Source organism: Streptomyces sp. NBC_01276 (genome assembly GCF_041435355.1).
Classification (GTDB): domain Bacteria; phylum Actinomycetota; class Actinomycetes; order Streptomycetales; family Streptomycetaceae; genus Streptomyces.
Map to the genome: position 1 here is coordinate 2173879 of NZ_CP108442.1, position 22997 is coordinate 2196875.

The window sequence follows — 22997 nt, forward strand, 5'->3', positions numbered from 1 at the left end:
AGTCCGGCAGGGGGCCGTCATGGTCGAGGAACTGCTGACAGCGGCGGTGGCCGCCGCCACGGGTGTGATGGTGTACACGGGCGTGGCGGCCCGGGTGGTGAAGCAGTACGAGCGGGGCGTGGTCTTCCGCTTCGGCCGGCTGCGGGAGGGCGTCCGCGGGCCCGGGTTCACGATGGTGCTGCCGTTCGTGGACCGGCTGCGCAAGGTGAACATGCAGATCGTGACGCTGCCGGTGCCGGCCCAGGAGGGCATCACCCGGGACAACGTCACGGTGCGGGTGGACGCGGTCGTGTACTTCAAGGTCGTGGACCCGGCCAACGCGATCATCGAGGTGGAGGACTACCGGTTCGCGGTCTCCCAGATGGCGCAGACCTCGCTGCGCTCGATCATCGGCAAGAGCGACCTGGACGACCTGCTGTCCAACCGGGAGCAGCTCAACCAGGGGCTGGAGCTGATGATCGACAGTCCGGCGGTGGGCTGGGGCGTGCAGATCGACCGGGTCGAGATCAAGGACGTGTCGCTGCCGGAGACCATGAAGCGGTCGATGGCCCGGCAGGCGGAGGCCGACCGCGAGCGGCGGGCCCGGGTGATCAACGCGGACGCGGAGCTCCAGGCGTCGAGGAAGCTGGCGGAGGCCGCGGCCGTGATGTCGGAGCAGCCCGCCGCCCTCCAACTGCGCCTGCTCCAGACGGTGGTGGCGGTCGCGGCGGAGAAGAACTCCACCTTGGTACTGCCGTTCCCGGTGGAGCTGCTGCGCTTCCTGGAACGCGCGGCCCCGGCCCCCGCGACGGCCCCGGACGCCCCGGCGGCGGCGCCCGCGCCGGACGCCGTCAACCGGGGCCGGGCTCCGGGCGGGCTGACGCCGGTCGCGTCGCCGCCGCCCCCGGCGCGGCCCGACGGGCCGACCGAGGAGCGACCGGAGGAGCGGCGGGCCGAGCCCGCCTAGGCCTTGCCGGCCGGTGCGTTCAGGCGGGCGAGGGCCTCCTCCAGGGGGAGTTCCTCGCGGGTGCCGGCCGCGCGGTCCTGGAGTTCGACCACGCGGTCGCCCGAGCGGCGGCCCGCCACCAGGATCCGGGGCACGCCGATGAGTTCGGCGTCGGTGAGCTTGACGCCCGGGGAGAGTCCGGGCCGGTCGTCGAGCAGGACCCGGTGTCCGGCGGCGGCCAGCGCTTCGGCGGCCTCTTCGGCGAGCGCCAGCGGGACGGCCTTGCCGGCGGCCACGACGTGGACGTCGGCCGGTGCCACGGCGGCGGGCCAGCACAGGCCCCGGTCGTCGGCGGTCTGCTCGGCGAGCGCGGCGACGGCGCGGGAGACGCCGATGCCGTAGGACCCCATGGTGACCCGGACGGGCTTGCCCTCCTTGCCGAGGACGTCGAGCCCGAAGGCGTCGGCGTACTTGCGGCCGAGCTGGAAGATGTGCCCGATCTCGATGGCCCGGTCCAGGCGCAGTCCGGCCCCGCAGGAGGGGCAGGGGTCGCCCGGCTCGACGACGACCACGTCGAGGTGGCGGTCGACCTCGAAGTCCCGGCCGCAGACCACGTTGCGGGCGTGCGTGTCGGCCCGGTTGGCGCCGGTGACCCAGGCCGTGCCCGGAGCCACGCGCGGGTCGGCGATGTAGGGCACCTTGTCCAGGCCCTGCGGGCCGACGTAGCCGCGTACGAGGTCGGGCCGGCCGGCGAAGTCCTCCGCCGTCACCAGCTCCACCTCCGCCGGGGCGAGGTGCTCGCCGAGCTTGCCGAGGTCCACCTCGCGGTCGCCGGGGACGCCGACGGCCGTGATCTCTCCGTCGACCTTGACGAGGAGGTTCTTCAGGGTCGCCGAGGCGGGGACGCCCAGGTGCGCCGCCAGCGTCTCGATCGTGGGGGTGTCGGGGGTGTCCACCTCCTCGATCGCGGGGTGTTCGGCGGTCACGGGCGTCAGCGCGAAGGTCACGGCCTCGGTGTTCGCCGCGTAGTCGCAGGACGGGCAGTCCACGAAGGTGTCCTCGCCGGCCGCGGCCGGGGCCAGGAACTCCTCGGACGCCGATCCGCCCATCGCCCCGGAGACCGCCGAGACGATCCGGTGGTCCAGGCCGAGTCGCTCGAAGATCCGTACGTAGGCCTCGCGGTGGAGCCGGTAGGACTCGGCCAGGCCCTCGTCGGACACGTCGAAGGAGTACGAGTCCTTCATCTGGAACTCGCGCCCGCGCAGCACTCCGGAGCGGGGGCGGGCCTCGTCGCGGTACTTGGTCTGGATCTGGTAGAGCATGACCGGCAGGTCCTTGTAGGACGTGCACTGGTCCTTCACGACGAGGGTGAAGATCTCCTCGTGGGTGGGGCCGAGCAGGTAGTCGGCGCCCTTGCGGTCCTTGAGCCGGAACAGCAGGTCGCCGTACTCGGACCAGCGGCCGCTGACCTCGTAGGGCTCCTTCGGCAGCAGCGCCGGCAGCAGCACTTCCTGCGCCCCGATGGCGTCCATCTCCTCGCGGACGATGCGCGAGACGTTGTCCAGGACTCGCTTGCCGAGCGGCAGCCAGGTCCACACCCCCGCCGAGCTGCGGCGGACGTAGCCGGCGCGGACGAGGAGGCGGTGGCTGAGGGTTTCGGCGTCGGCCGGGTCCTCACGGAGGGTCTTGGCCATGAGGCGGGACATGCGCTGCACGTGTTGCGTTGACATGTCCGGAGGCTACCGGGGCGGGTACGGCTCCCGGAAACCGTTTCGCCGGCCGAGCAGCGGGAGCCGGGCGCCCATGACCGCGTACGGGAGGCTCGCGCTCGGGAAGTGAACGCGGCGGGCCAGGTCCCGGTAGCCGAGGGCGGTGTAGAGGCCGCGGGCGGGACTGTCGGTGTCGATGGCGGAGAGGATCGAGTGGGGTTCGCTCGCGTCGTCGGTGAGCCGGGTGATGAGGGCGCGGCCGACGCCGTGGCCCTGGAACCCGGGGTGGACGTGGAGCTCGGTGATGACGAAGGAGCCGTCGAGCCAGCCGTCGGCGCCGCCGGCGCGCAGGTAGGGCTCGACGATGGTGGACCACCAGTGGGCGCGGTCGTTGGGCATTCCGTAGACGAAACCGGCGAGGGTCCCGTCGTCGGTGAACGCGCCGAGGGCGCGGGCGCCGGGGCAGGTCATGTGGCGCTGGACGATGTAGCGCCGGATGCCGACCTCCTCCTCGCTGAGCCCGAAGGCCACGGCCTGGACGCGCAGGGCCTCGTCCACGCGGCCGGCGAGGTCGAGGGGCCCGATGCGGAGTCCGGCGGGCCGTGCGGGGTCGTCGCCCCCGGGGGTAGGAAGCATGCGGCGACCTTACTGCGGGGTAGTACCGCTCGGGTACGGCTTCCGCGAGGAAAAGGGGAGCTCGGAACGGGGAACGGTGCGGGGCCCGGGAGGGGCGCTCAGAACAGGACGCTCATGAACGCGCCGACCTCGCGGAAGCCGACCCTGCGGTAGGAGGCGCGGGCCGCGGTGTTGAAGTCGTTGACGTAGAGGCTGACGACGGGGGCGATGTCGCGCAGGGCGTACTCGACGACGGCGGCCATGCCGGTCTCGGAATGGCCCCGGCCGCGGAACTCGGGATCGACCCAGACGCCCTGGATCTGGCAGGCGCGGGCGGTGGCGGCGCCGATCTCGGCCTTGAAGACGACCCTGCCGTCCTCGACGCGGGCGAACGAGCGGCCGGTGCCGACCAGCTCGGCGACCCTGGCCTGGTAGAGGAGACCGCCGTCGCCGGCGAGCGGGGAGATGCCGACCTCCTCGGTGAACATGGCGACGCAGGCGGGCATGATCAGGTCCATCTCGTCCTTGCGGACGCGGCGCACCAGGGGGTCGGCGGGGACCTCCGCGGACGGCTGCTCGATGACCATGAGGGGCTGGTGGGCGCGGACGTCGCGGGCCGGTCCCCAGCTGGGCTCCAGGAGCTTCCACAGCAGCCGGGTGGCCTCGGCGGGGCCGACGATGGAGGAGCAGCGGCGGCCGGTGCGGCGGGCCCGGTCGGCGAAGGCCCGTACGGCGTCGGGTCCGGCGCAGACGGGGACGAGGTTGGCGCCGGCGTAGCAGAGCGAGCGGAGCTCGCCGTCGGCGTACCAGCCCCACATCTCCCCGCCCAGGCGCCAGGGGTCGAGCCCCGCGACCTGGACCCGGGAGGTGACGAAGGCGTTCTCGACCGGCTCGCGTCCGAGGATGTCGAGCGCGGCGTCGAGATCACTGGGCTCGAGGACCCGGGTGGTGGTCTGCGTCAACACTGGGGCCTCACCGTGCAGGTCTGCTGATCTCCGCACTGTACCCGGCGACGCCTGCGGATGCCCTGCCGCACAGGTCACGAAAAGACCCCGGCCCCGCCCCCGAACTGCGGGAACGGGGCCGGGGCTCCTTCTGCCGGTCAGACGCCGATGGCGACGGTGGGTTCGCCGGAGGCGATGCCGTCCTTCTCCATCTGCTCGGCGATCTTCATCGCCTCTTCGATGAGGGTCTCCACGATCTTCGACTCGGGGACGGTCTTGATGACCTCGCCCTTCACGAAGATCTGGCCCTTGCCGTTGCCGGAGGCGACGCCGAGGTCGGCCTCACGGGCCTCGCCGGGGCCGTTGACGACGCAGCCCATGACCGCGACGCGCAGCGGGACCTCCATGCCCTCAAGGCCCGCCGTGACCTCCTCGGCCAGCTTGTAGACGTCCACCTGGGCGCGGCCGCAGGACGGGCAGGAGACGATCTCCAGGCGGCGCGGCCTGAGGTTCAGCGACTCCAGGATCTGGATGCCGACCTTGATCTCCTCGACCGGGGGCGCGGACAGCGACACGCGGATGGTGTCGCCGATGCCCTCGGAGAGCAGCGCGCCGAAGGCGACGGCGGACTTGATGGTGCCCTGGAAGGCGGGGCCGGCCTCGGTGACGCCGAGGTGCAGCGGGTAGTCGCAGGCGGCGGCCAGCTGGCGGTAGGCGTTGACCATCACGACCGGGTCGTTGTGCTTGACCGAGATCTTGATGTCGCTGAAGCCGTGCTCCTCGAAGAGGGAGGCCTCCCACAGCGCGGACTCGACCAGCGCCTCGGGGGTGGCCTTGCCGTACTTCTTCAGCAGGCGCGCGTCGAGGGAGCCGGCGTTGACGCCGATGCGGATCGGGGTGCCGGCGTCCTTGGCGGCCCGCGCGATCTCCTTGACCTTGTCGTCGAACTGCTTGATGTTGCCCGGGTTCACGCGTACGGCGGCGCAGCCGGCGTCGATCGCGGCGAACACGTACTTCGGCTGGAAGTGGATGTCGGCGATGACCGGGATCTGCGACTTCTTCGCGATGACGGCCAGCGCGTCGGCGTCGTCCTGCGTCGGGCAGGCGACGCGGACGATGTCGCAGCCGGAGGCGGTCAGCTCGGCGATCTGCTGGAGCGTCGCCCCGATGTCGGAGGTCCTGGTGGTGGTCATCGACTGGACGGAGATCTGTGCGTCACCGCCGACGGCCACCTTGCCGACCTGGATCTTGCGGCTGACCCTGCGGTCGGCAAGCTTCGTCGGCACGGCCGGCATTCCGAGAGAGATGGCAGTCATCTGCTGTGCAACCCCAAGGTGTGGATCAAGGTCCCGAGATCGGCGGGCTCCAGCCTTCGAGATTACGCCAATCCACACGGTCCCCCCGCATCCGAGGGGGTGCGCCACCCGAACGTAGGGAGCCGGGCACGATGCGTGCCCGGCTCCCCGGTCCGTCGCGTATGGCGCTCCGCGGTCAGGTGATCTTGATCGGGTTCACCACGTCCGCGACGAGCACCAGCAGCGTGAAGCAGACGAAGACGCCGGCGACCACGTACGCCGCGGGCATCAGCTTGGCCACGTCGAAGGGGCCCGGGTCCTCGCGCCGGAAGAGCTTGGCGACGCTCCGGCGCAGGGACTCCCACAGGGCGCCGGCGATGTGTCCGCCGTCCAGGGGCAGCAGGGGCAGCATGTTGAACAGGAACAGCGAGAGGTTGAACATGCCCAGGACGTTGAGCAGGATCGAGAACTTCTGCTCGCTCGGCAGGTCCAGGGCGGCGATGTCCCCGCTCATGCGGGCCGCGCCGACGATGCCCATCGGGGAGTCGGGCTCGCGCTCGCCGCCGTCGAAGGCCGCGTTCCACAGGGCGGGGATCTTGGCGGGGAGCTTGACCAGACCCTGGATGCTGCCGTCGACGATCTCGCCCATGTGGTCCACGGACTCGCCGAAGGACAGGGCCGCGATCTCGTTCTTCGGGCTGAAGCCGAGCCAGCCGGCCGTCACGTACTCGCCCTTGACGTAGCCGCCGTGGCCGTCGGTCTTGGCGACCCGGTTCTCGATGAGGTCCACGGGGACGACCACCCGCTGCCCGTCGCGCACGACGGTGACGGTGGTGGCGCCGATGGTGTCGCGGATCCGCTTCTGCAGCTCGGACCAGTCGGCGACCGGCCGTCCGCCGAAGGCGACGATCCTGTCGTCCGCCCGCAGGCCGGCCTGCTTGGCCGGGGCCACGGGGTCACCGGCCTTGCAGACCTCGCGGTTCTCGCTCTGCTGGATGACGCAGGGCGAGACGCTCGCGATCTGGGTGGTCGTCCGGTTGATCCCGAAGGTCATCCAGACGCCGAAGAAGATCGCCAGGGCGAGCACCAGGTTCATGAAGGGGCCCGCGAACATCACGATGACGCGCTTCCAGGGCTTGCGCGTGTAGAAGAGCCGCGACTCGTCCCCGGGCTGGAGCTCCTCGTAGGCCGCCGAGCGGGCGTCCTCGATCATGGAGCGGAACGGGGAGGTGGAGCGGGCCGTGACCTTGCCGTCCTCGCCGGGCGGGAACATCCCGATCATGCGGATGTAGCCGCCCATGGGGATGGCCTTGATCCCGTACTCGGTCTCGCCCTTCCTGCGCGACCAGATGGTCTTGCCGAAGCCGACCATGTACTGGGGCACGCGGATGCCGAAGAGCTTGGCCGTGGAGAGGTGGCCGAGCTCGTGCCAGGCGATCGAGAACAGCAGTCCGCCCACGAAGACGAGTACACCGATCAGGTTCAGCACCAGCGTCATGCGCTCGCCTCCAGGGCGGCCCGCGCCGCCATCTCCCGTGCCCGGGCCCTGGCCCAGGTCTCCGCTTCGAGGACGTCCGTCACGGTCAGGGAGGTTCCCGACTCCGGCGTCCCGTGCTCGTCGACCACGGCAGAGACGGTATCCATGATTGCTGTGAACGGCAGCCGACCGGCCAGGAAGGCCTCGACGCACTCCTCGTTCGCCGCATTGAACACGGCGGGCGCGGTTCCGCCCAGGGCGCCGACGTGCCGGGCCAGGCCCACGGACGGGAAGGCCTCGGTGTCCAGCGGGAAGAACTCCCAGGTCGACGCCTTGGTCCAGTCGAAGGCGGGGGCCGCGTCGGGGACCCGCTCGGGCCAGCCCAGTCCGATCGCGATGGGGCCGCCCATGTCCGGCGGGGTGGCCTGGGCGAGGGTGGAGCCGTCGGTGAACTCGACCATGGAGTGCACGTAGGACTGCGGGTGGACGACGACCTCGATGCGGTCGAAGGGGATGTCGTAGAGCAGGTGGGCCTCGATGACCTCCAGGCCCTTGTTGACCAGGGTGGCGCTGTTGACCGTGATCACCGGCCCCATGGCCCAGGTGGGGTGCGCCAGGGCGTCCTGGACCGTGACGGAGGCCAGCTCCGCGCGGGTGCGGCCGCGGAAGGGGCCGCCGGAGGCGGTGACGACGAGCCTGCGGACGTCGGCGCGGGTGCCCGCGGCGAGCGCCTGGAAGAGGGCCGCGTGCTCGGAGTCCACCGGGATGATCTGGCCGGGCTTCGCGAGGGCCTTGACCAGCGGGCCGCCGACGATCAGCGACTCCTTGTTGGCCAGGGCCAGGGTGCGGCCCGCCCGCAGCGCGGCGAGGGTGGGCGCCAGGCCGATGGAACCGGTGATGCCGTTGAGGACGGTGTGGCACTGGGAGGCGGCGAGTTCGGCGGCCGCGTCGGGGCCGGCGAGGATCTCGGGCAGCGGCTCGGACGCGCCGTACTGCTCGCTCAGCGCCTCCTTGAGGGCCGGTACGACGTCCTCGCGGGCGACGGCCACCGTCTCGACGCGCAGCAGCCTGGCCTGTTCGGCCAGCAGCCCGACGCGTCCGCCGGCGGCGGACAGCGCGGTGACCCGGAAGCGGTCCGGGTTGCGCAGGGCGAGGTCGATGGCCTGGGTGCCGATGGACCCGGTCGACCCGAGGATGACGATGTCCCGGCGGCCGGCCGAGGCGTCGAAGAGGAGGTGCGGGTCGGCGAGGGGGGCTGGACTGTCGCTCATGCCCCCCATTGTTGCCGCAACTCAGGGGCGCTCGGACAGGGAGTCCCCGTCCGCGACCCGCAGGAGCAGGTGCGGGAGCGTTCCGGCGAAGTCCGGGAGGGTCCGCGCCGCCTCCCACCAGGCGTCCGGATCCCCGTCCAGGGCCAGTGCGAACAGCCGGGCGGCCTCGGCGCGGGCGGCGAGCACGGCCTCCGGCCGGTCGTGGCGGTCGGGGTGGTCCACCTCGCCGAGCCACTGGTCCTCGTCCAGGGCCCAGCAGGCGGGAAGCTTGTGCCGGATCACGTCGGTGCCGGTCAGCAGCCCTCGGTCCAGGCAGTCCCGGACCCAGCGGATGTCCTCGTCGACGGTCTCCATGGGCACGGCGAGGCTGGTCAGGGCCAGTTCCCGCTCCACTCCCCCGGTCGGTTCGAGGGCGGCCGGGGCCAGGGCGCGCAGGGCCTCGGCGAGGCCGTCGGCCGACGGGCCGGGCGGGGGCCCGGGCAGGACGCCGTTCGCGACGCCGTGGGCGAGGGCGGTCAGCGCTCCCGGGAAGGACGGGGCCTGCCGCAGCAGTTCGCCCCACAGCCTCGGATCGTCCCCCAGGGGTTCCAGCGCGCGGGTGGCCGCGGTGCGTATCTCCGCCCGCTCGGACAGGTTCCAGCGCAGGCCCCGGGTCCCGGCCGGGCCGCACAGCAGCAGGGCGCGGTGCGCCGGGGCGGTGTGGGCGACCAGCTCGGCCGGGGTGAGCAGCCCCATGCGGACGGCGCGGACGAACGGGCGGTGCCAGGCCCTGCCGTACGGGGCGGCGCCCGTGGTCGTCAGCAGCGTGCGCACGGTCTCCCGGGACGGTTGCGCCCGCATGAGCAGGGCCTCGACGGAGCCGGGCGGCAGCGGCCGCCGGAGGTGCTCGGAGGCCGGCAGCTCCGGGTCCGCCGTGTGCGGGAGCGCCAGGATGTCGAGCGGGACCCTGGGGTGGTGCGTGCCGTGGCGGCGGAGCAGGCCGATGAGCTCCTCGCCGCTCAGGGGGCCGTCGGCGGGGTCGCGGCCCAGTTCCGCGCGCAGCAGCGGCAGCAGCGCCTCGGGGGTGCGGCGGGCCGCGTAGCGTGCGGGGCCCGGCAGGCCGGGCAGCGGGCAGCCGCGTACGTAGGGGTTGCGGGCGACGAAGTGCCGGTCGCGGTCGGTGCCGTCGCGCACGAGGAGGGTGACGGCGGAGGCGGGCAGGCGTTCGTCGCGGCAGAGGTGGTCGCGGGTGTCGGGGTCGAGCCGGCCGATCAGGTCGGCGGCGATGTGCTGCGGTGCGTGGCGCAGTACGAGCGCCACGCACCAGGCCTGCCGCCGGCTGTCCCTGTGTCCGTCCATTGCCTTGCTCCGTGCCGCTCGTACGCCTGTCCGCTTCCCCGCCGTGCGGCGATGATCGCAGGTCAGCGGAGCGGGCGGTGCACGTTTTTGTGTACGGAGGGGCCGGGGGCCGCGTCCGCGATCCACGGGCCGTCGCCCGAGGGGTCGAGGACGCCTTCCTCCAGCCAGGTGTAGGTGCCGCCGAGGACGCCTTCGACGACCTTGCGGTCGAGGTCGTCGGTGTTGGACCAGAGGCGGCCGAAGAGCTCCTCGACGCGGAGCCGGGACTGCCGGCAGAAGGCGTCGGCGAGCTGGTACGCCTCGCGGCCGTGGTCGCCGGTGGCGCGCAGGTGCTCGGCGCGGACGCAGGCGGCGCTCATGGCGAAGAGCTCGGCGCCGATGTCGACGATCCGGCCGAGGAATCCCTGTTTCGTCTCCATGCGTCCCTGCCAGCGCGCCATGGCCAGGAAGGTGGAGCGGGCGAGTTTGCGCGAACCGCGTTCGACGTAGCGCAGGTGGGTGGCGAGGTCGGGGTGGCCCGCCGGGTGGAACTCCCGGTAGGTGCCGGGGACCTGGCCGGGGCCGGCGGCCAGCTTCGGCAGCCAGCGGGCGTAGAAGCCGGTGGCGCGGGCTCCCGCCCTGGCCTTGTCGGCCAGGGCCTTGTCGGGGTCGATGAGGTCCCCGGCGACCGAGAGGTGGGCGTCGACGGCCTCGCGGGCGATCAGCAGGTGCATGATCTCCGTCGAGCCCTCGAAGATCCGGTTGATGCGCATGTCGCGGAGCATCTGCTCGGTGGGCACGGCCCGCTCGCCGCGCGCGGCCAGCGACTCGGCGGTCTCGAAGCCTCGGCCGCCGCGGATCTGGACCAGCTCGTCGGCCATCAGCCAGCCCATCTCCGAGCCGTAGAGCTTGGCGAGGGCCGCCTCGATGCGGATGTCGTTGCGGTCCTCGTCGGCCATCTGGGAGGCCAGGTCGACCACGGCTTCGAGGGCGAAGGTGGTGGCCGCGATGAAGGAGATCTTGGCGCCGACGGCCTCGTGCCGGGCGACCGGGCGGCCCCACTGCTCCCGTACGCCGCTCCACTCGCGGGCGATCTTCAGGCACCACTTGCCGGCGCCGACACACATGGCGGGCAGCGACAGGCGGCCGGTGTTGAGCGTGGTCAGCGCGATCTTGAGGCCCGCTCCCTCGGCGCCGATCCGCTGGGCGGCGGGCACGCGGACCCGGTGGAAGCGGGTGACGCCGTTCTCCAGGCCGCGCAGGCCCATGAAGGCGTTGCGGTGCTCGACGGTGATCCCCGGCGAGTCCGCCTCCACGACGAAGGCGGTGATCCCGCCGCGGTGCCCTTCGCTCGCGGGGACCCGGGCCATGACCACGAGGAGGTCGGCGACCACCCCGTTGGTGGTCCACAGCTTCACCCCGTCGAGCACGTAGCCGTCCTCGCCGTCCGGCACGGCCGTGGTGGCCAGGCGGGCCGGGTCGGAGCCGACGTCGGGCTCGGTGAGCAGGAAGGCGCTGATCGCGGAGGTGGCGCAGCGGGGCAGATAGGCGTCCTTCTGCTCCTTCGTGCCGAACATCTTCAGGGGCTGCGGGACCCCGATCGACTGGTGCGCGGAGAGCAGGGCGCCGATGGCCGGGCTGACCGAGCCGACGAGGGCCAGCGCCTTGTTGTAGTAGACCTGGGTCAGCCCCAGGCCCCCGTACTCGGTGCCGATCTTCATGCCGAGGGCGCCGAGCTCCTTGAGCCCGCGCACCGTCTCGTCGGGGATCCGCGCCTCGCGCTCGATGCGGGCTCCGTCGATCTCGTTCTCGCAGAAGACCCGCAGCCGGGCCAGGAAGGCCTCCCCGCGCCGGACGTCCTCGTCGGCGGGGAGCGGGTGGGGGTGGATCAGGTCGAGCCGGAACCGCCCGAGGAACAGTTCCTTGGCGAAGCTGGGCTTGCGCCAGTCCTGTTCCCGGGCCGCCTCCGCGACCTGCCGCGCCTCGCGCTCGGTCACCTTGGGCTGTACGGGCTGTACGGGCTGCGTCGCTGACATCCGGGTGCTCACCTCGCCGTATCGGGGGGACTACCGATCGGTGCTACCTGTGAGTCGTACCCGTTCCGGGCACCCGGGAAAAGGCCCGTGCGGGTGGCGGGGAAATGGGGGACGGCCGGAGCCCCCGCACAGTGGGCTCCGGCCGTCGGTCCGTGACCGTACGAGTCGGTCAGATGTCGAGGCCCGTGAGGACCAGGACGCGCTCGTACGTGTAGTCGTCCATCGCGTAGCGGACGCCCTCGCGGCCCACGCCGGACTGCTTGACGCCGCCGTACGGCATCTGGTCGGCGCGGTAGGACGGCGCGTCGCCGATGATCACACCGCCGACCTCGAGCTCGCGGTGGGCGCGGAAGGCGACCTGGATGTCGCGGGTGAAGACGCCGGTCTGCAGGCCGAACTTCGAGTCGTTGACGGCGGCGAAGGCCTCGTCGGTGTTCTCGACCCGGGTGATGGTCAGGACCGGGCCGAAGACCTCCTCGGTCGCGAGCTTGACGCCCGCCGGGATCTCCGCGAGGACGGTCGGCTCGACCGTGGCACCGTCGCGCTTGCCGCCCGTGAGCAGCTTGGCGCCGGCGGAGACGGCCTCGTCCACCCAGGACTCGACGCGCTTGGCGGCGTCCTCGGAGACGAGGGGGCCGACGTCGGTGGCGTCGTCCGCCGGGTCGCCGGTGACCTGCGCCTGGACCTTCGCGACGACCTTCTCGACGAGGCGGTCGTAGACGGAGGCGTCGGCGATCACGCGCTGCACGGAGATGCAGGACTGGCCGGCCTGGTAGTTCGAGAAGGTCGCGATACGGGTCGCGGCCCAGTCGAGGTCGGCCTCGGAGGACCAGTCGGCGAGGACGACGGCCGCGGCGTTGCCGCCGAGCTCCAGGGTGCAGTGCTTGTGGGGCACCGACTGCTGGATGGCGTAGCCGACGGTGTCGGAGCCGGTGAAGGAGATGACCGGGAGGCGGTCGTCCTTGACCAGGGCCGGCATCTTGTCGTTGGCGACCGGCAGGACCGACCAGGAGCCGGCCGGGAGATCGGTCTCGGCCAGCAGCTCGCCCAGGATCAGACCCGAGAGCGGGGTGGCCGGGGCCGGCTTCAGGATGATCGGCGCGCCGACGGCGATGGCCGGGGCCACCTTGTGGGCGCACAGGTTCAGCGGGAAGTTGAACGGCGCGATGCCGAGGACCGGGCCCTTGACGAAGCGGCGGGTCAGGGCCAGGCGGCCGACGCCACCGGCGTCGGTGTCCAGGCGCTGGGCGTCTCCGCCGTTGAAGCGGCGGGCCTCTTCGGCGGCGAAGCGGAACACGGACACCGCACGGCCGACCTCACCGCGGGCCCACTTGACGGGCTTGCCGTTCTCGGCGGAGATCAGCTGGGCGATCTCCTCGGTGCGCTCGGTGAGCCGCTTGGACACGTGGTCCAGGGCGGCGGCCCGTACGTGGGCGGGGGTCGCGGAGAACTCCGCCGTCACGGCGTACGCCGCGGCCACGGCCTCTTCGACCTGGGCGTCGGTGGGCACGCTGACCGTGCCGACCAGACGGCCGTCCCACGGGTTGTGGACGTCGAAGCTGTCCTCGCCGGTGGCCTGGCGGCCGGCGAGCCAGAAGGCGTGGGTGGAAGTCATGCGAATCCCGGCCCTTCGGGTTGGTGCGGTGGGGTCCTGTCGAGACCACCGTAGGACTCCGCCGGGCTTTCGGTGTTTATCCGGCATGGAGCGCCGCCCTCCCGCCCTGCGCCGCTTTGTCAGTGTCGCGGCCCGGACCTCCCGTGCGGCGGGGTGCCGGCGGGGGCTACGGGGCGGTCGAGCCGGCCTTCAGGGCGAGCCACAGCTCCATCCGTACGTCCGGATCGTCCAGGGAGCGACCGAGGATCTCCTCGACGCGCTTCATGCGGTAGCGCAGCGTGTGGCGGTGCACACCGAGGTCGGCCGCCGCCGCGTCCCACTGCCCGTGGCGCGAGAGCCAGGCCTGGAGGGAGGCCACGAGATCGCCCCGGCCGGTCGCGTCGTGTTCCCGCAGGGCCCGCAGGGTGCCGTCCGCGAAGGCCCGTACGGCGTCGTCGGCCAGCAGCGGCAGGACGGAGCCCGCCGCGAGGTCCTCGTGCTCGACGAGCGGCCGTCCGCGGCGGCGGGCCACGGCGAGGGCCTGGTCGGCCTGCTTGAAGGCGGCCGCCACGCCCGCCGCCGCGGCGGGCGCCGACAGCCCGACCACCAGCTCGTCCGGCTCGGGCCCCGCCGCGTCCCGGCCGCGCCGGGTCTCCAGCGCCTCGGCGTGGTCCGCGCACGCCTGTACGGCCGAACCCCCGTCGGCGGCGAGCACCACCAGCCGGCCCTCCTCCGGCACCACCAGCAGCGCCTCGCCGGTCCGCGCGGCCGCCGACTCCACCGCGTCGGCCAGCAGCGCCAGCCCCTCCGGCTGCGCGGTGCCCGGCAGCGCCGGTTCCGCGACGACGATCCGGAACGGCGCCTCCAGCAGGGCCCCGTACAGGTCCCCCGCCACCGCCCGGGCGTGCTCCGCCTGCCCCTCCAGCAGCATCCGCAGCACGGCCGCGCCGAGCCGGGACTCCGCGTCGTGCAGCGACCGGGAGCGCTCGGTGGTCAGGGTGAGCAGGGCGACGGCGGAGTGCACCGCGTACCGTTCGGCGGTGCCCAGCGGGGCCCCCGTACCGACGGCCAGCGCGCCCCGGGCCCGCCGTCCGGTGCCCAGCGACTGGAGCTCGACGCGGTCTTCCGAGCCGCCGACGACCGCGCTCGCCGGGGCGGGCCGCTCGCGCAGCCGCTCCACGTCGGGTGTGAGCCGCGCGGCCCGGCGCGCGGCCCACTCGGGGGCGGCGGCGACGACGGCGCCGGAGGTGTCGTACAGCGCGGCCCAGCCGTGCACGTGGGCGGCCAGCTTCGCCAGCAGGTCGGCGGGGCCGTCGGCGGAGAGCGCGGCCCGGGTCAGCTCCCGCTGCGCCTCGAAGCCGGCCGTCACGGCCCGGTACTGGTCCGCGGCGAGGGCCGCCGAGACGGCCTTGCTGATGGCGAGGAACGGGGTGCGCCGGGGCACCTCCAGCAGCGGCAGGTCCTCCTCGCGGGCCGCGTCGACCAGCGCCTGCGGGACCGCCTCGTAGTTGACGCCGACGGCGAAGCCGATCCCCACGACCCCGGCGGCCGCGAGGCGCCGTACGTAGCGGCGCATCTCCTCGGGGTCCTCGGCGTCCAGCTTCATCGCCGTGACGAGCAGCAGCTCCCCGCCCTCCATGTAGGGGACCGGGTCGGCGAGCTCGCTGACGTGGGCCCAGCGGACGGGGGTGTCGAGGCGGGTCTCCCCGGCCCGGACGCTGAGTTTGAGCGCCGAGTGCTGGACGAGCGAGGCAAGGGTGAGCGGCATCGGGTACCAGGGGCCTTCGGCGGGAGGGGAGGGAGACTGCGGGGCCTTCGGGATTTCGCCGTGACGTATGAACGGCCCTTCTCGATTCTGCCACCCCGTACGGGTCGGCTCAGCCCGTTCCGGCCAACCGGACGAGCAGCGGCGCCGCCCGCTCCCCGCGGACCGAGGTCAGCGAGAGCACCGCGCAGCCGGGCGGTACGGCGTGCGCCAGCTCGGAGGCCGACCACCGTTCGCGCTCGACCTGGCGCACGGTGACGGCGTCGGTGGTGACCGCCTTGCCGGTGACCATCTTGCGGAAGGCGTGGATGGCCCGGGTGAGCGGCTGGTCGGCGAAGACGGTCCGGTGGGTGACGTCCCGGGTCTCGACCCATTCGGTGCCCCAGGCCTCGGCGAAGCGCTTCCCGTCCCAGGTGGTGACGCCGGAGAAGGCCATCCGGCAGCCGACGGCGCCGAGCAGCGGGGTGCGCAGGGCCTCCGGTACGTCGTCCAGCGCGCGCAGGGTCAGCAGCACCCCGGCGTTCACCGACCGCAGCCGCTGCACCCCGCGGACCGTCTCGGGGGTCAGGGTGTGCGAGGCGTCGTCGAGGGCGAGGAAGGCGAAGAGCGAGCGGTCGGCGCGGGCGGTGGCGCAGGCGTTGAACTGGGCGAGGAGCAGCCGGGCCAGCATCCGGGAGGCGTCGGCGTGGCCCCGTTCGGGGAGGTCGATCCGGACCCGGACCGGGTGTTCCAGGGCGCGCATGGAGAAGGGGCGGCCCTGGCCCGTGGTGTCGAAGAACCCGGCGAAGGCGGGCCGGTCCAGCAGGGCGAGCCGGTCGGCGAGGGCGGGGCCGGGGTCGGCGGGGGCGCCGTGCTGGCGCGTGCGCGCGTCGAGCTCGCGGAGCATGGCCTGCTGTCCGGCGTCCTCCAGCCTGTGGCGCAGCGCGTCCAGGGCGGGCGGCAGCCCGTCGAGGAGCTCGCGCAGCTCCGGCACGGCGGGGAAGCGTCCGTACGCCGCCCGGTACGGGCCGAGCAGCTGCGCGAGGGCGGTCGCGGCGCGGCGCACGTCGATGCCGGGGACGTCTCCGACGAAGGCCTCGGCGAGGAGGGTGGCGGCCTCGTCGGGGTCGGCGGTGCCGCCGTAGAGGTCGAGGTCGTGGACGGAGTCGGGGTCGCCGACGCGGACGACGATGTCGTAGCCGCCGTCGGGGCCCAGCCCGGCGCCGGCGGAGCCGACGGCGATGACGGCGGCCTGGCCGGCCAGCGCCTGCAGCGCGAGGGACTCGACGACGGGCCGCACCAGCCGGGCGGTCTTCCCGGTCCCGGAGGGCCCGACGGCGAGCAGGGAGGTCCCGAGCACCTCGGGGTCGAGGGCGAGGGGGGTGCCGCGGCGGGCGTAGGGGTTGCGCTCCTGGTCCTCGACGCTGCCGAGCAGCACCTGCCGGGCGATCAGGTCGTGCCGGGCGGCGCGCACGGGCAGGTCCCGGTCGCCGGAGGGGTGGAGGCAGGCGGCGGCGCCCTTGTCGCGCACGGAGTCGGCGAAGGCCCGCACACGGGTGGGGTCGGCCTGGACGGAGTCCCAGGCGCGACGGATGCGGGCGTAGTCCACGTCGTTCATCCGCCCGCCCGCGACCTCCCCCCCGAGCCGGTCGGCCACCTCCGGGAGCCCGGCGGCGCGGAGCTGGGGCCACTGGGCGGGATCGACGCCGTCCTGCGGGACGACGGGCGGGGGGGCGGCGGCCATCCCCGCCCTGCCGCCACGCCCGCCTCGGCGCCATCCGCCGAGGCGGGCGTAGTACACGAGGACGGGGACGTAGAGCACCGCGTACAGCAGCTGGGTGATCAGGAGTCCCTGTGTCGGCGCCATGTCCTTGAGCGGCAGGTGCTGGAGCAGCAGGGCTTCAGCAGGCACGGTGCCGGTCCAGATGAGCATCATCACGAAGAGGGCGCCGACGGCCGCCCCCGCCGCCCGGGCCCGCGGGCCGCGGGCCGCGACGAGGCGCTCGAAGGCCAGACCCCAGGAACCCAGGCGGCTGAACCAGAAGACGAGACCGCCGGTCAGCAACAGCTCGTAAACCTGCAGGGCTGCCATGCCGCGGTGGTCAGTGGGGCTCCCGCCCAGTTCCCACCAGTCCCGGGGCGTGAAGAGCTTGAGCGGTACCTGGATGTAGGGGATGTAGCCGTTGGTCAACAGCGACCACACCAGTGCGCACGCCAGGAACGAGATCACCGCCCCGCTCAGCAGCGACCGGTCCGTGCCCGGCTCCGCCTCGTCCGCCCGCCGCGGCACGTACCCGAACCGCCAGACCCCCGGATCCGCCCTCGGGCGCGACGTCCGGACCCAGGCCGCCAGCGGAGAGCCCACCGCCGGTGCGTGCGCCGGCTTGGGGGGGAGGGGGGTCGGGGGGCCCGCCGGGCGGGGGACCTGCCCCGCCCGGGCCGTCTGTCCGTCGTGCGTGCCTTCGGTGTCCATGAACCCCTGCCCCCTGACCGTGCCAAGCGCTGCGGCGCTCAATCTAGTGCCCGGTACGGCCCGGCGGCCGTCGCCCACCGGGTTCCGCGGGACGCGTCCCCTTTCCTTCCTATGGCCGCCGCGGACAAGGACACGCGGGCACCACTCCCGAACGGAGCATGCCCAACCCCCTCCCCCGGGCCTAGCCTGCGGACAAAGACACAAGTGCGTCCGAAAACACCCCCCAGGAGCCCCCTATGACCGCTGTCCCGCAGGAGCGCCGCATCGTCACCGCGATCCCCGGCCCCAAGTCGCAGGAGCTGCAGGCCCGCCGCCTTTCGACGGTGGCCGGCGGCGTGGGCTCCGTCCTGCCCGTCTTCACGGCCCGCGCGGGCGGCGGCATCATCGAGGACGTCGACGGCAACCGCATGATCGACTTCGGTTCCGGCATCGCCGTGACTTCGGTCGGCGCCTCCGCCGAGGCCGTCGTGCGCCGCGCCTCCGCGCAGCTCGCCGACTTCACCCACACCTGCTTCATGGTCACCCCCTACGAGGGCTACGTCGAGGTCTGCGAGGCCCTCGCCGAGCTGACCCCCGGTGACCACGCCAAGAAGTCGGCCCTGTTCAACTCGGGCGCCGAGGCCGTCGAGAACGCCGTCAAGATCGCCCGTTCGTACACCAAGCGCCAGGCCGTCGTCGTCTTCGACCACGGCTACCACGGCCGTACGAACCTCACGATGGCCCTGACCTCGAAGAACATGCCGTACAAGCAGGGCTTCGGTCCGTTCGCCCCCGAGGTCTACCGCGTCCCGGTCGCCTACGGCTACCGCTGGCCGACCGGCGCCGAGAACTGTGGCCCCGAGGCCGCCGCCCAGGCGATCGACCAGATCAGCAAGCAGATCGGCGCCGAGAACGTCGCCGCGATCATCATCGAGCCGGTCCTCGGCGAGGGCGGCTTCATCGAGCCGGCCAAGGGCTTCCTCCCGGCGCTCGTGAAGTTCGCCAACGACAACGGCATCGTCTTCGTCGCCGACGAGATCCAGTCCGGCTTCTGCCGCACCGGCCAGTGGTTCGCGTGCGAGGACGAGGGCATCGTCCCGGACCTGATCACCACCGCGAAGGGCATCGCGGGCGGTCTGCCGCTCGCCGCCGTGACCGGCCGCGCCGAGATGATGGACGCCGTGCACGGCGGTGGCCTGGGCGGCACCTACGGCGGCAACCCGGTGGCCTGCGCCGGTGCGCTCGGTTCCATCGAGACCATGAAGGAGCTCGACCTCAACGCCGCGGCGAAGAAGATCGAGTCGGTCATGAAGACCCGCCTGACGGCCATGCAGGAGAAGTACGACATCATCGGCGACATCCGCGGCCGCGGCGCCATGATCGCGATCGAGCTCGTCAAGGACCCGGTCTCCAAGACCCCGTTCCCGGAGGCGGCCGGCGCGCTCGCCAAGGCCTGCCACGCCGAGGGCGTGCTCGTCCTCACCTGCGGCACCTACGGCAACGTGCTCCGCTTCCTGCCCCCGATCGTCATCGGCGAGGACCTGCTGAACGAGGGCCTGGACGTCATCGAGGCCGCTTTCGCGGGCATCTGAGCGAACGCCCGAACACAGGCTCCCGTCGCTACCGCCGGTAACGGTCGGGCACTGTGAAGAAGGTGTGGGGGGCCGATGGCGGGAGCGCGTTCCCGCTGTCGGCCCCCCTCCCGTTGGCGTACGGTTTCTGCAGATGAGTGAGACAGACCGTTCCCGGGCGACCGGGGACGATTCCGGTACCGGGCTTCCCCAGCGCCGTACTGGGCATGCGTTCGCGCACACTCCTCTCAGATCGGACGGCCGTCCGCCCCAAACCCCCCGGGGCGCACGGCAACCCGATCCGGGCGGCCGTCCCGGAACCATCCCCCCTGTTCCGGGACGGCCGGCCATCCTCTCCTCCGCCGCGGCCCTCTCGGCCCTCTGCGCCGTCCTCTTCGCCCTGATCACCTGGCAGGTCCGCACGTCGGGACCGTTGCTGACCCCGGATCACGCGCTGAGCCGCGCCGTGGTGCGCACCGTTCCCGACGCCGTCACCGAACGCCTCGCCGACCTCGGGAACATCCAGGTCGCCGTGCCCGTCCTGGTCCTCGCGATGCTCTACGCCGCCCGGCGCGGCCGGGCCCGCGCCGCGCTGACGGCCGGCCTGGCGATGGCCCTGGTGCCGGCGCTGATCGTGCCGCTCAAGGAGTGGACCGCCCGCCCTGGCCCCCTGGAGCCCTGGGCCGCCGGCTACTTCCCCTCGGGGCACACGGCGACCGCCCTGACGGCCTATGCGGCGGCCGCCCTGCTGCTCACCCCGCACACCCGCCGCCCCTGGCCCCCCGCCCTCGCGGCCCTGCTGACGGCCCTCACCGCGACGGGCCTGGTCCTGCGCGGCTTCCACTGGCCCCTGGACGTCCTGGCCAGCCTGCTGCTGTGCACCCCGCTCCTGCTGGCCGTGCGCCGTGCGGCGGCCCGCCCCGCACGGGCGGACCGCCGGCGGGACGGACGGGCGGCGGCGGGTCAGCCGCCGAAGTAGGCGTCGAAGCCGCGGCTGAACTCCCAGCCGCCGAACCGGTCCCAGTTGACGGACCAGGTCATCAGGCCGCGCAGGGCCGGCCAGGTGCCGTGGGTCTGGTACGCGCCGCAGTTCAGCTTCTTCGTGAGGCAGTCCAGCGCCTTGCCCCCCTCGGCCGTCGGGGTGTGGCCGTTGCCCGCGTTGAGGGCCGCGACCCGGAAGGTGTACGGGGTGGACGCGGCGAGGACGGTGACGGTGGCCGAGGTGGCGGTGACGGTCAGCGGGCCGGCGCCGTCCCGGTAGACCTTGTACGAGGTGGCCCCGGTGGCCGCCGCCCAGGCGAGGGTGACCGCGGTGGAGGAGGCCGCGGAGCCCGTCAGGCCGGTGGGGGCGGCCGGGGGCTGCGGCCCGCCGGGTCCGGTTCCGCCCGGGTCGGGGCCGACGAGGGTGAGGTCGTCGGTGAGGTGGGCGGGCCGGCCGTACCAACCGTGGGTGTAGACGGTCACCGAGGTGGTGGCGGGGGCCGGTGCGGAAGCCTGTGGTGAGCTGCTTCCAGGTGCCGGGGGTCTGGGTCCGGGTGGAGACGTCGGTGGTGCCGGTGCCGCTCGCGCCGAGGTAGACGTAGGCGCCCTGCACCCAGGCGGAGAGGGTGTACGCGGAGTCGGGCCTGACGGTGACGGTCTGGGAGCAGCGGGCGTTGTCCTGGCCGGCCGGGGTGGCCCTGAGGGCGGAAGCCCCGCCGTGGACCGGGGCGGTGACGACGGCTCCGGACGCGCCGGAACAGCTCCAGCCGTCGAGGCCGGATTCGAAGCCGCCGTTGCGGACGAGGTCGGCGTCCACGGCCGCGGCGGGCGGGCCCGCCGTGAGGAGTCCGGCCACCGCCAGGGCGGCGGCCGCGAGGAGGGGGAGCACTCTGCGCACGACTGCCTCCGGAACACGGGGGGATGGAGCCGGGCCCCTGGCGGGGAGCGACGGCGGCGCCCAAGATGGTCCAGACCAATCCTCTCGTCAAGGGGTGCGGTCCTCACCGGCCTCCCGCGCCAGGACCCGCCCCACCGCCTCGTGCATCGCGAGCTCCAGCAGCACGGGGTCGGTGAGCGTCCCCTCCCCGTCCGGGACCACCAGCCAGCGCACTCCGTCCGCCTCACGGACCGGGTGCGGGACCGCGATCCAGGTCCCGCGCCCGGCGCCGCGCACGCCCGTGCCGAGCCAGCGCGACGCCGTCCCCGGGGGCACGAAGAAGCCCACCCGGGCGTCGCCGCAGTCCGCGAGCACCGGACCTGGCCGGCCGGTGAGCAGGTGCAGTACGTCGAGGGTGGCCCGGCCCAGCTCCCCCGGCAGGATCAGCACGTCCCAGCTCCGGCCGGCGGGCAGGAGGGCGACGCCGAGGGGGCCCCGCTCCCATTCCCACCGGCAGGCGTCGGGATCCGGCGCCACCGATACCAGCCATTCCACTGCCGCCTTGGCCCCCGGGAACGTCATCGCCCGGCCTCCGTTCTCTCGTGCGCGGTGAAGGGTTCTCACCGGGAGAGAGCGGGGCCGGGCGACGGTATGACGCGAGTTCCGTTACTCCGTCATGGTGAAGGGGGTCACACGGCGCGCACCCCTGTACGCCGAGGGGGGCGCGCGGCGGGCCCGGGCGTCAGCTGTCGAAGCCGAGCCCGAAGCGGTCCAGGGTGCGCAGCCAGAGGTTGCGGTGGCCGCCCCGGGCGTCGGACCGGGCCAGCGACCACTTGGTGAGGGTGATCCCGGTCCAGGCGAACGGCTCCGGCGGGAACGGCATCGGCTTGCTGCGCACCATCTCCAGCCGCGTCCGTTCGCTGGACACCCCGTCCAGCAGGTCCAGCATCACGTCGGCCCCGAAGCGGGTGGCGCCGACGCCGAGCCCGGTGAAGCCGGCCGCGTAGGCGACCCGGCCCGAGTGGGCCGTACCGAAGAAGGCCGAGAAGCGGGAGCAGGTGTCGATGGCCCCGCCCCAGGCGTGGCTGAACTTCACTCCCTCCAGCTGCGGGAACGCGGTGAAGAAGTGCTCCGCGAGCTTGAGGTAGGTCTCGGGCCGGTGGTCGTACTCGGAGTCGAGCTTCCCCCGGTACGGGTAGATGGCGTCGTAACCGCCCCACAGGATCCGGTGGTCCTTGGTGATCCGGAAGTAGTGGAACTGGTTGGCGCTGTCGCCCAGGCCCTGGCGGCCCTTCCAGCCGATGGCGGCGAGCTGCTCCTCGTCGAGCGGCTCGGTCATCAGCGCGTAGTCGTACACCGGGACCGTGAAGGGACGGATCCGCTTGACCAGCGAGGGGAAGATGTTGGTGCCCAGCGCGACCCGGCGGGCGAGGATCGTGCCGTACGGGGTGGTGACGGCCATCCCGGCGCCGACGGAGGACATCTTCAGACCGCGCGTGTTCTCGTAGATCCGCACGCCCAGCTCCAGGCAGGCCCGCTTGAGGCCCCAGGCGAGCTTCGCCGGGTTGAGCATCGCGACGCCCTCGCGGTCCCACAGGCCCGCGAGGAAGGTCGGGGAGTCGACCTCGGCGCGCAGCGCCTCCTGGTCCAGCCATTCGGAGCCGTCCGCGAGGCCGAGCTTGCGGGCCTCCTCGTGGAGTTCGCGCAGTTCCTCGACCTGGTGGGGCTCGGTGGCCACGTCGATCTCACCGGTGCGCTCGAAGTCGCAGTCGATGCCGTAGCGGGCGACCGCCGCCTCGATCTCGTCGAGGTTGCGGGCGCCCATCTCCTCCAGCTTGGCGAGTTCGCCGGGCCAGCGGGCCATGCCGTTGGCGAGCCCGTGGGTGAGGGAGGCCGCGCAGAAGCCGCCGTTGCGGCCGGAGGCGGCCCAGCCCGCCTCCTTGCTCTCGATCAGGACCACGTCCCGGCCGGGGTCGCGCTCCTTGGCGATGAGGGCGGTCCACAGCCCGCTGTAGCCACCGCCGACGACGAGCAGGTCGCAGCGCTCGTCGGAGGTGAGCGCCGGCTGCGCGGCGGGCTTGCCGGGGTCGTCCAGCCAGTACGCGACCGGCTTCGCTTCGGAAAGGGATTTCGCGACACTACGCATGGCGACTGGGGCCATGGCTTCCAACTCCCTACGGAACTGAACT

General features: G+C 73.2%; 16 protein-coding genes and 1 pseudogene. 3 read left to right on the forward strand and 14 right to left on the reverse strand.

All coding sequences use genetic code 11. The features are described from left to right. Positions 1 to 19 precede the first annotated feature (19 nt). Positions 20 to 946: a slipin family protein gene (locus OG295_RS09030; protein WP_371676417.1), complete on the forward strand. Its 927-nt coding sequence runs from the start codon at positions 20 to 22 to the stop codon at positions 944 to 946. Here the strand turns inward: OG295_RS09030 and OG295_RS09035 are convergent. The 11 genes from OG295_RS09035 to OG295_RS09085 form a co-directional block, all read right to left on the reverse strand. After that, a complete protein-coding gene (locus OG295_RS09035; RefSeq protein WP_371676418.1) occupies positions 943 to 2655 on the reverse strand; it encodes a proline--tRNA ligase in 1713 nt (570 codons plus the stop codon). The genes OG295_RS09030 and OG295_RS09035 overlap by 4 nt on opposite strands. A gap of 9 nt (positions 2656 to 2664) precedes the next feature. Continuing rightward, positions 2665 to 3270: a GNAT family N-acetyltransferase gene (locus OG295_RS09040; RefSeq protein WP_371676419.1), complete on the reverse strand. Its 606-nt coding sequence runs from the start codon at positions 3268 to 3270 to the stop codon at positions 2665 to 2667. Positions 3271 to 3368: 98 nt separating this feature from the next. Next, positions 3369 to 4214, reverse strand: a complete 846-nt coding sequence (locus OG295_RS09045) for a GNAT family N-acetyltransferase (RefSeq protein ID WP_371676420.1) — start codon at positions 4212 to 4214, stop codon at positions 3369 to 3371. Positions 4215 to 4351: 137 nt separating this feature from the next. Further along, positions 4352 to 5509 (reverse strand): flavodoxin-dependent (E)-4-hydroxy-3-methylbut-2-enyl-diphosphate synthase, encoded by a 1158-nt coding sequence (gene ispG, locus OG295_RS09050; RefSeq protein ID WP_030227539.1) that lies wholly within the window; start codon positions 5507 to 5509, stop codon positions 4352 to 4354. A gap of 175 nt (positions 5510 to 5684) precedes the next feature. Then, positions 5685 to 6986: an RIP metalloprotease gene (locus OG295_RS09055; RefSeq protein WP_371676421.1), complete on the reverse strand. Its 1302-nt coding sequence runs from the start codon at positions 6984 to 6986 to the stop codon at positions 5685 to 5687. Next, positions 6983 to 8245, reverse strand: a complete 1263-nt coding sequence (dxr, locus tag OG295_RS09060; protein WP_371676422.1) for a 1-deoxy-D-xylulose-5-phosphate reductoisomerase — start codon at positions 8243 to 8245, stop codon at positions 6983 to 6985. The genes OG295_RS09055 and dxr overlap by 4 nt, the downstream gene beginning before the upstream one ends. A 12-nt stretch (positions 8246 to 8257) precedes the next feature. Further along, complete coding sequence (locus OG295_RS09065; protein ID WP_371676423.1) at positions 8258 to 9574, reverse strand: hypothetical protein; 1317 nt, start codon at positions 9572 to 9574, stop codon at positions 8258 to 8260. A gap of 62 nt (positions 9575 to 9636) precedes the next feature. Then, entirely contained in the window at positions 9637 to 11589 is a 1953-nt protein-coding gene (locus tag OG295_RS09070; RefSeq protein WP_371676424.1) for an acyl-CoA dehydrogenase family protein, read from the reverse strand. Positions 11590 to 11758: 169 nt separating this feature from the next. Beyond that, positions 11759 to 13204, reverse strand: a complete 1446-nt coding sequence (locus OG295_RS09075; RefSeq protein WP_371676425.1) for an aldehyde dehydrogenase family protein — start codon at positions 13202 to 13204, stop codon at positions 11759 to 11761. 166 nt (positions 13205 to 13370) lie between these two features. After that, on the reverse strand, positions 13371 to 14951 hold the full coding sequence (locus OG295_RS09080) for a PucR family transcriptional regulator (protein WP_371676426.1): 1581 nt from the start codon (positions 14949 to 14951) through the stop codon (positions 13371 to 13373). A 109-nt stretch (positions 14952 to 15060) separates the two neighbouring features. After that, positions 15061 to 17400, reverse strand: coding sequence for an ATP/GTP-binding protein (locus OG295_RS09085; protein ID WP_371676427.1), 2340 nt, complete (start codon positions 17398 to 17400; stop codon positions 15061 to 15063). Positions 17401 to 17636: 236 nt separating this feature from the next. On the opposite strand from OG295_RS09085, the gene gabT reads away from it, so the two are divergent. Continuing rightward, a complete protein-coding gene (gene gabT / locus OG295_RS09090; protein WP_371676428.1) occupies positions 17637 to 18971 on the forward strand; it encodes a 4-aminobutyrate--2-oxoglutarate transaminase in 1335 nt (444 codons plus the stop codon). Positions 18972 to 19383: 412 nt separating this feature from the next. Beyond that, the gene (locus tag OG295_RS09095) at positions 19384 to 19929 is read left to right on the forward strand and encodes a phosphatase PAP2 family protein (RefSeq protein ID WP_371676429.1); all 546 of its coding nucleotides are present in this window, start codon (positions 19384 to 19386) and stop codon (positions 19927 to 19929) included. A gap of 152 nt (positions 19930 to 20081) precedes the next feature. On the opposite strand, the pseudogene OG295_RS09100 reads toward OG295_RS09095, so the two are convergent. The 3 genes and pseudogenes from OG295_RS09100 to OG295_RS09110 form a co-directional block, all read right to left on the reverse strand. Further along, a pseudogene (locus tag OG295_RS09100) lies at positions 20082 to 20829 on the reverse strand (carbohydrate binding domain-containing protein); the annotation flags it as partial. A gap of 87 nt (positions 20830 to 20916) precedes the next feature. Next, positions 20917 to 21390, reverse strand: coding sequence for a hypothetical protein (locus OG295_RS09105; RefSeq protein WP_371676430.1), 474 nt, complete (start codon positions 21388 to 21390; stop codon positions 20917 to 20919). Positions 21391 to 21550: 160 nt separating this feature from the next. Continuing rightward, positions 21551 to 22969, reverse strand: a complete 1419-nt coding sequence (locus tag OG295_RS09110) for an NAD(P)/FAD-dependent oxidoreductase (protein ID WP_371676431.1) — start codon at positions 22967 to 22969, stop codon at positions 21551 to 21553. Positions 22970 to 22997: the final 28 nt, after the last annotated feature.

Coding starts and splice junctions, on each gene's coding strand:
- OG295_RS09030 (WP_371676417.1), top strand. CDS start 20: ATGGTCGAGGAACTGCTGACAGCGGCGGTGGCCGCCGCCACGGGTGTG.
- OG295_RS09085 (WP_371676427.1), bottom strand. CDS start 17,400: ATGGACACCGAAGGCACGCACGACGGACAGACGGCCCGGGCGGGGCAG.
- OG295_RS09070 (WP_371676424.1), bottom strand. CDS start 11,589: ATGTCAGCGACGCAGCCCGTACAGCCCGTACAGCCCAAGGTGACCGAG.
- ispG (WP_030227539.1), bottom strand. CDS start 5,509: ATGACTGCCATCTCTCTCGGAATGCCGGCCGTGCCGACGAAGCTTGCC.
- OG295_RS09105 (WP_371676430.1), bottom strand. CDS start 21,390: ATGACGTTCCCGGGGGCCAAGGCGGCAGTGGAATGGCTGGTATCGGTG.
- OG295_RS09065 (WP_371676423.1), bottom strand. CDS start 9,574: ATGGACGGACACAGGGACAGCCGGCGGCAGGCCTGGTGCGTGGCGCTC.
- OG295_RS09110 (WP_371676431.1), bottom strand. CDS start 22,969: ATGGCCCCAGTCGCCATGCGTAGTGTCGCGAAATCCCTTTCCGAAGCG.
- dxr (WP_371676422.1), bottom strand. CDS start 8,245: ATGGGGGGCATGAGCGACAGTCCAGCCCCCCTCGCCGACCCGCACCTC.
- OG295_RS09040 (WP_371676419.1), bottom strand. CDS start 3,270: ATGCTTCCTACCCCCGGGGGCGACGACCCCGCACGGCCCGCCGGACTC.
- OG295_RS09075 (WP_371676425.1), bottom strand. CDS start 13,204: ATGACTTCCACCCACGCCTTCTGGCTCGCCGGCCGCCAGGCCACCGGC.
- OG295_RS09055 (WP_371676421.1), bottom strand. CDS start 6,986: ATGACGCTGGTGCTGAACCTGATCGGTGTACTCGTCTTCGTGGGCGGA.
- OG295_RS09035 (WP_371676418.1), bottom strand. CDS start 2,655: ATGTCAACGCAACACGTGCAGCGCATGTCCCGCCTCATGGCCAAGACC.
- gabT (WP_371676428.1), top strand. CDS start 17,637: ATGACCGCTGTCCCGCAGGAGCGCCGCATCGTCACCGCGATCCCCGGC.
- OG295_RS09080 (WP_371676426.1), bottom strand. CDS start 14,951: ATGCCGCTCACCCTTGCCTCGCTCGTCCAGCACTCGGCGCTCAAACTC.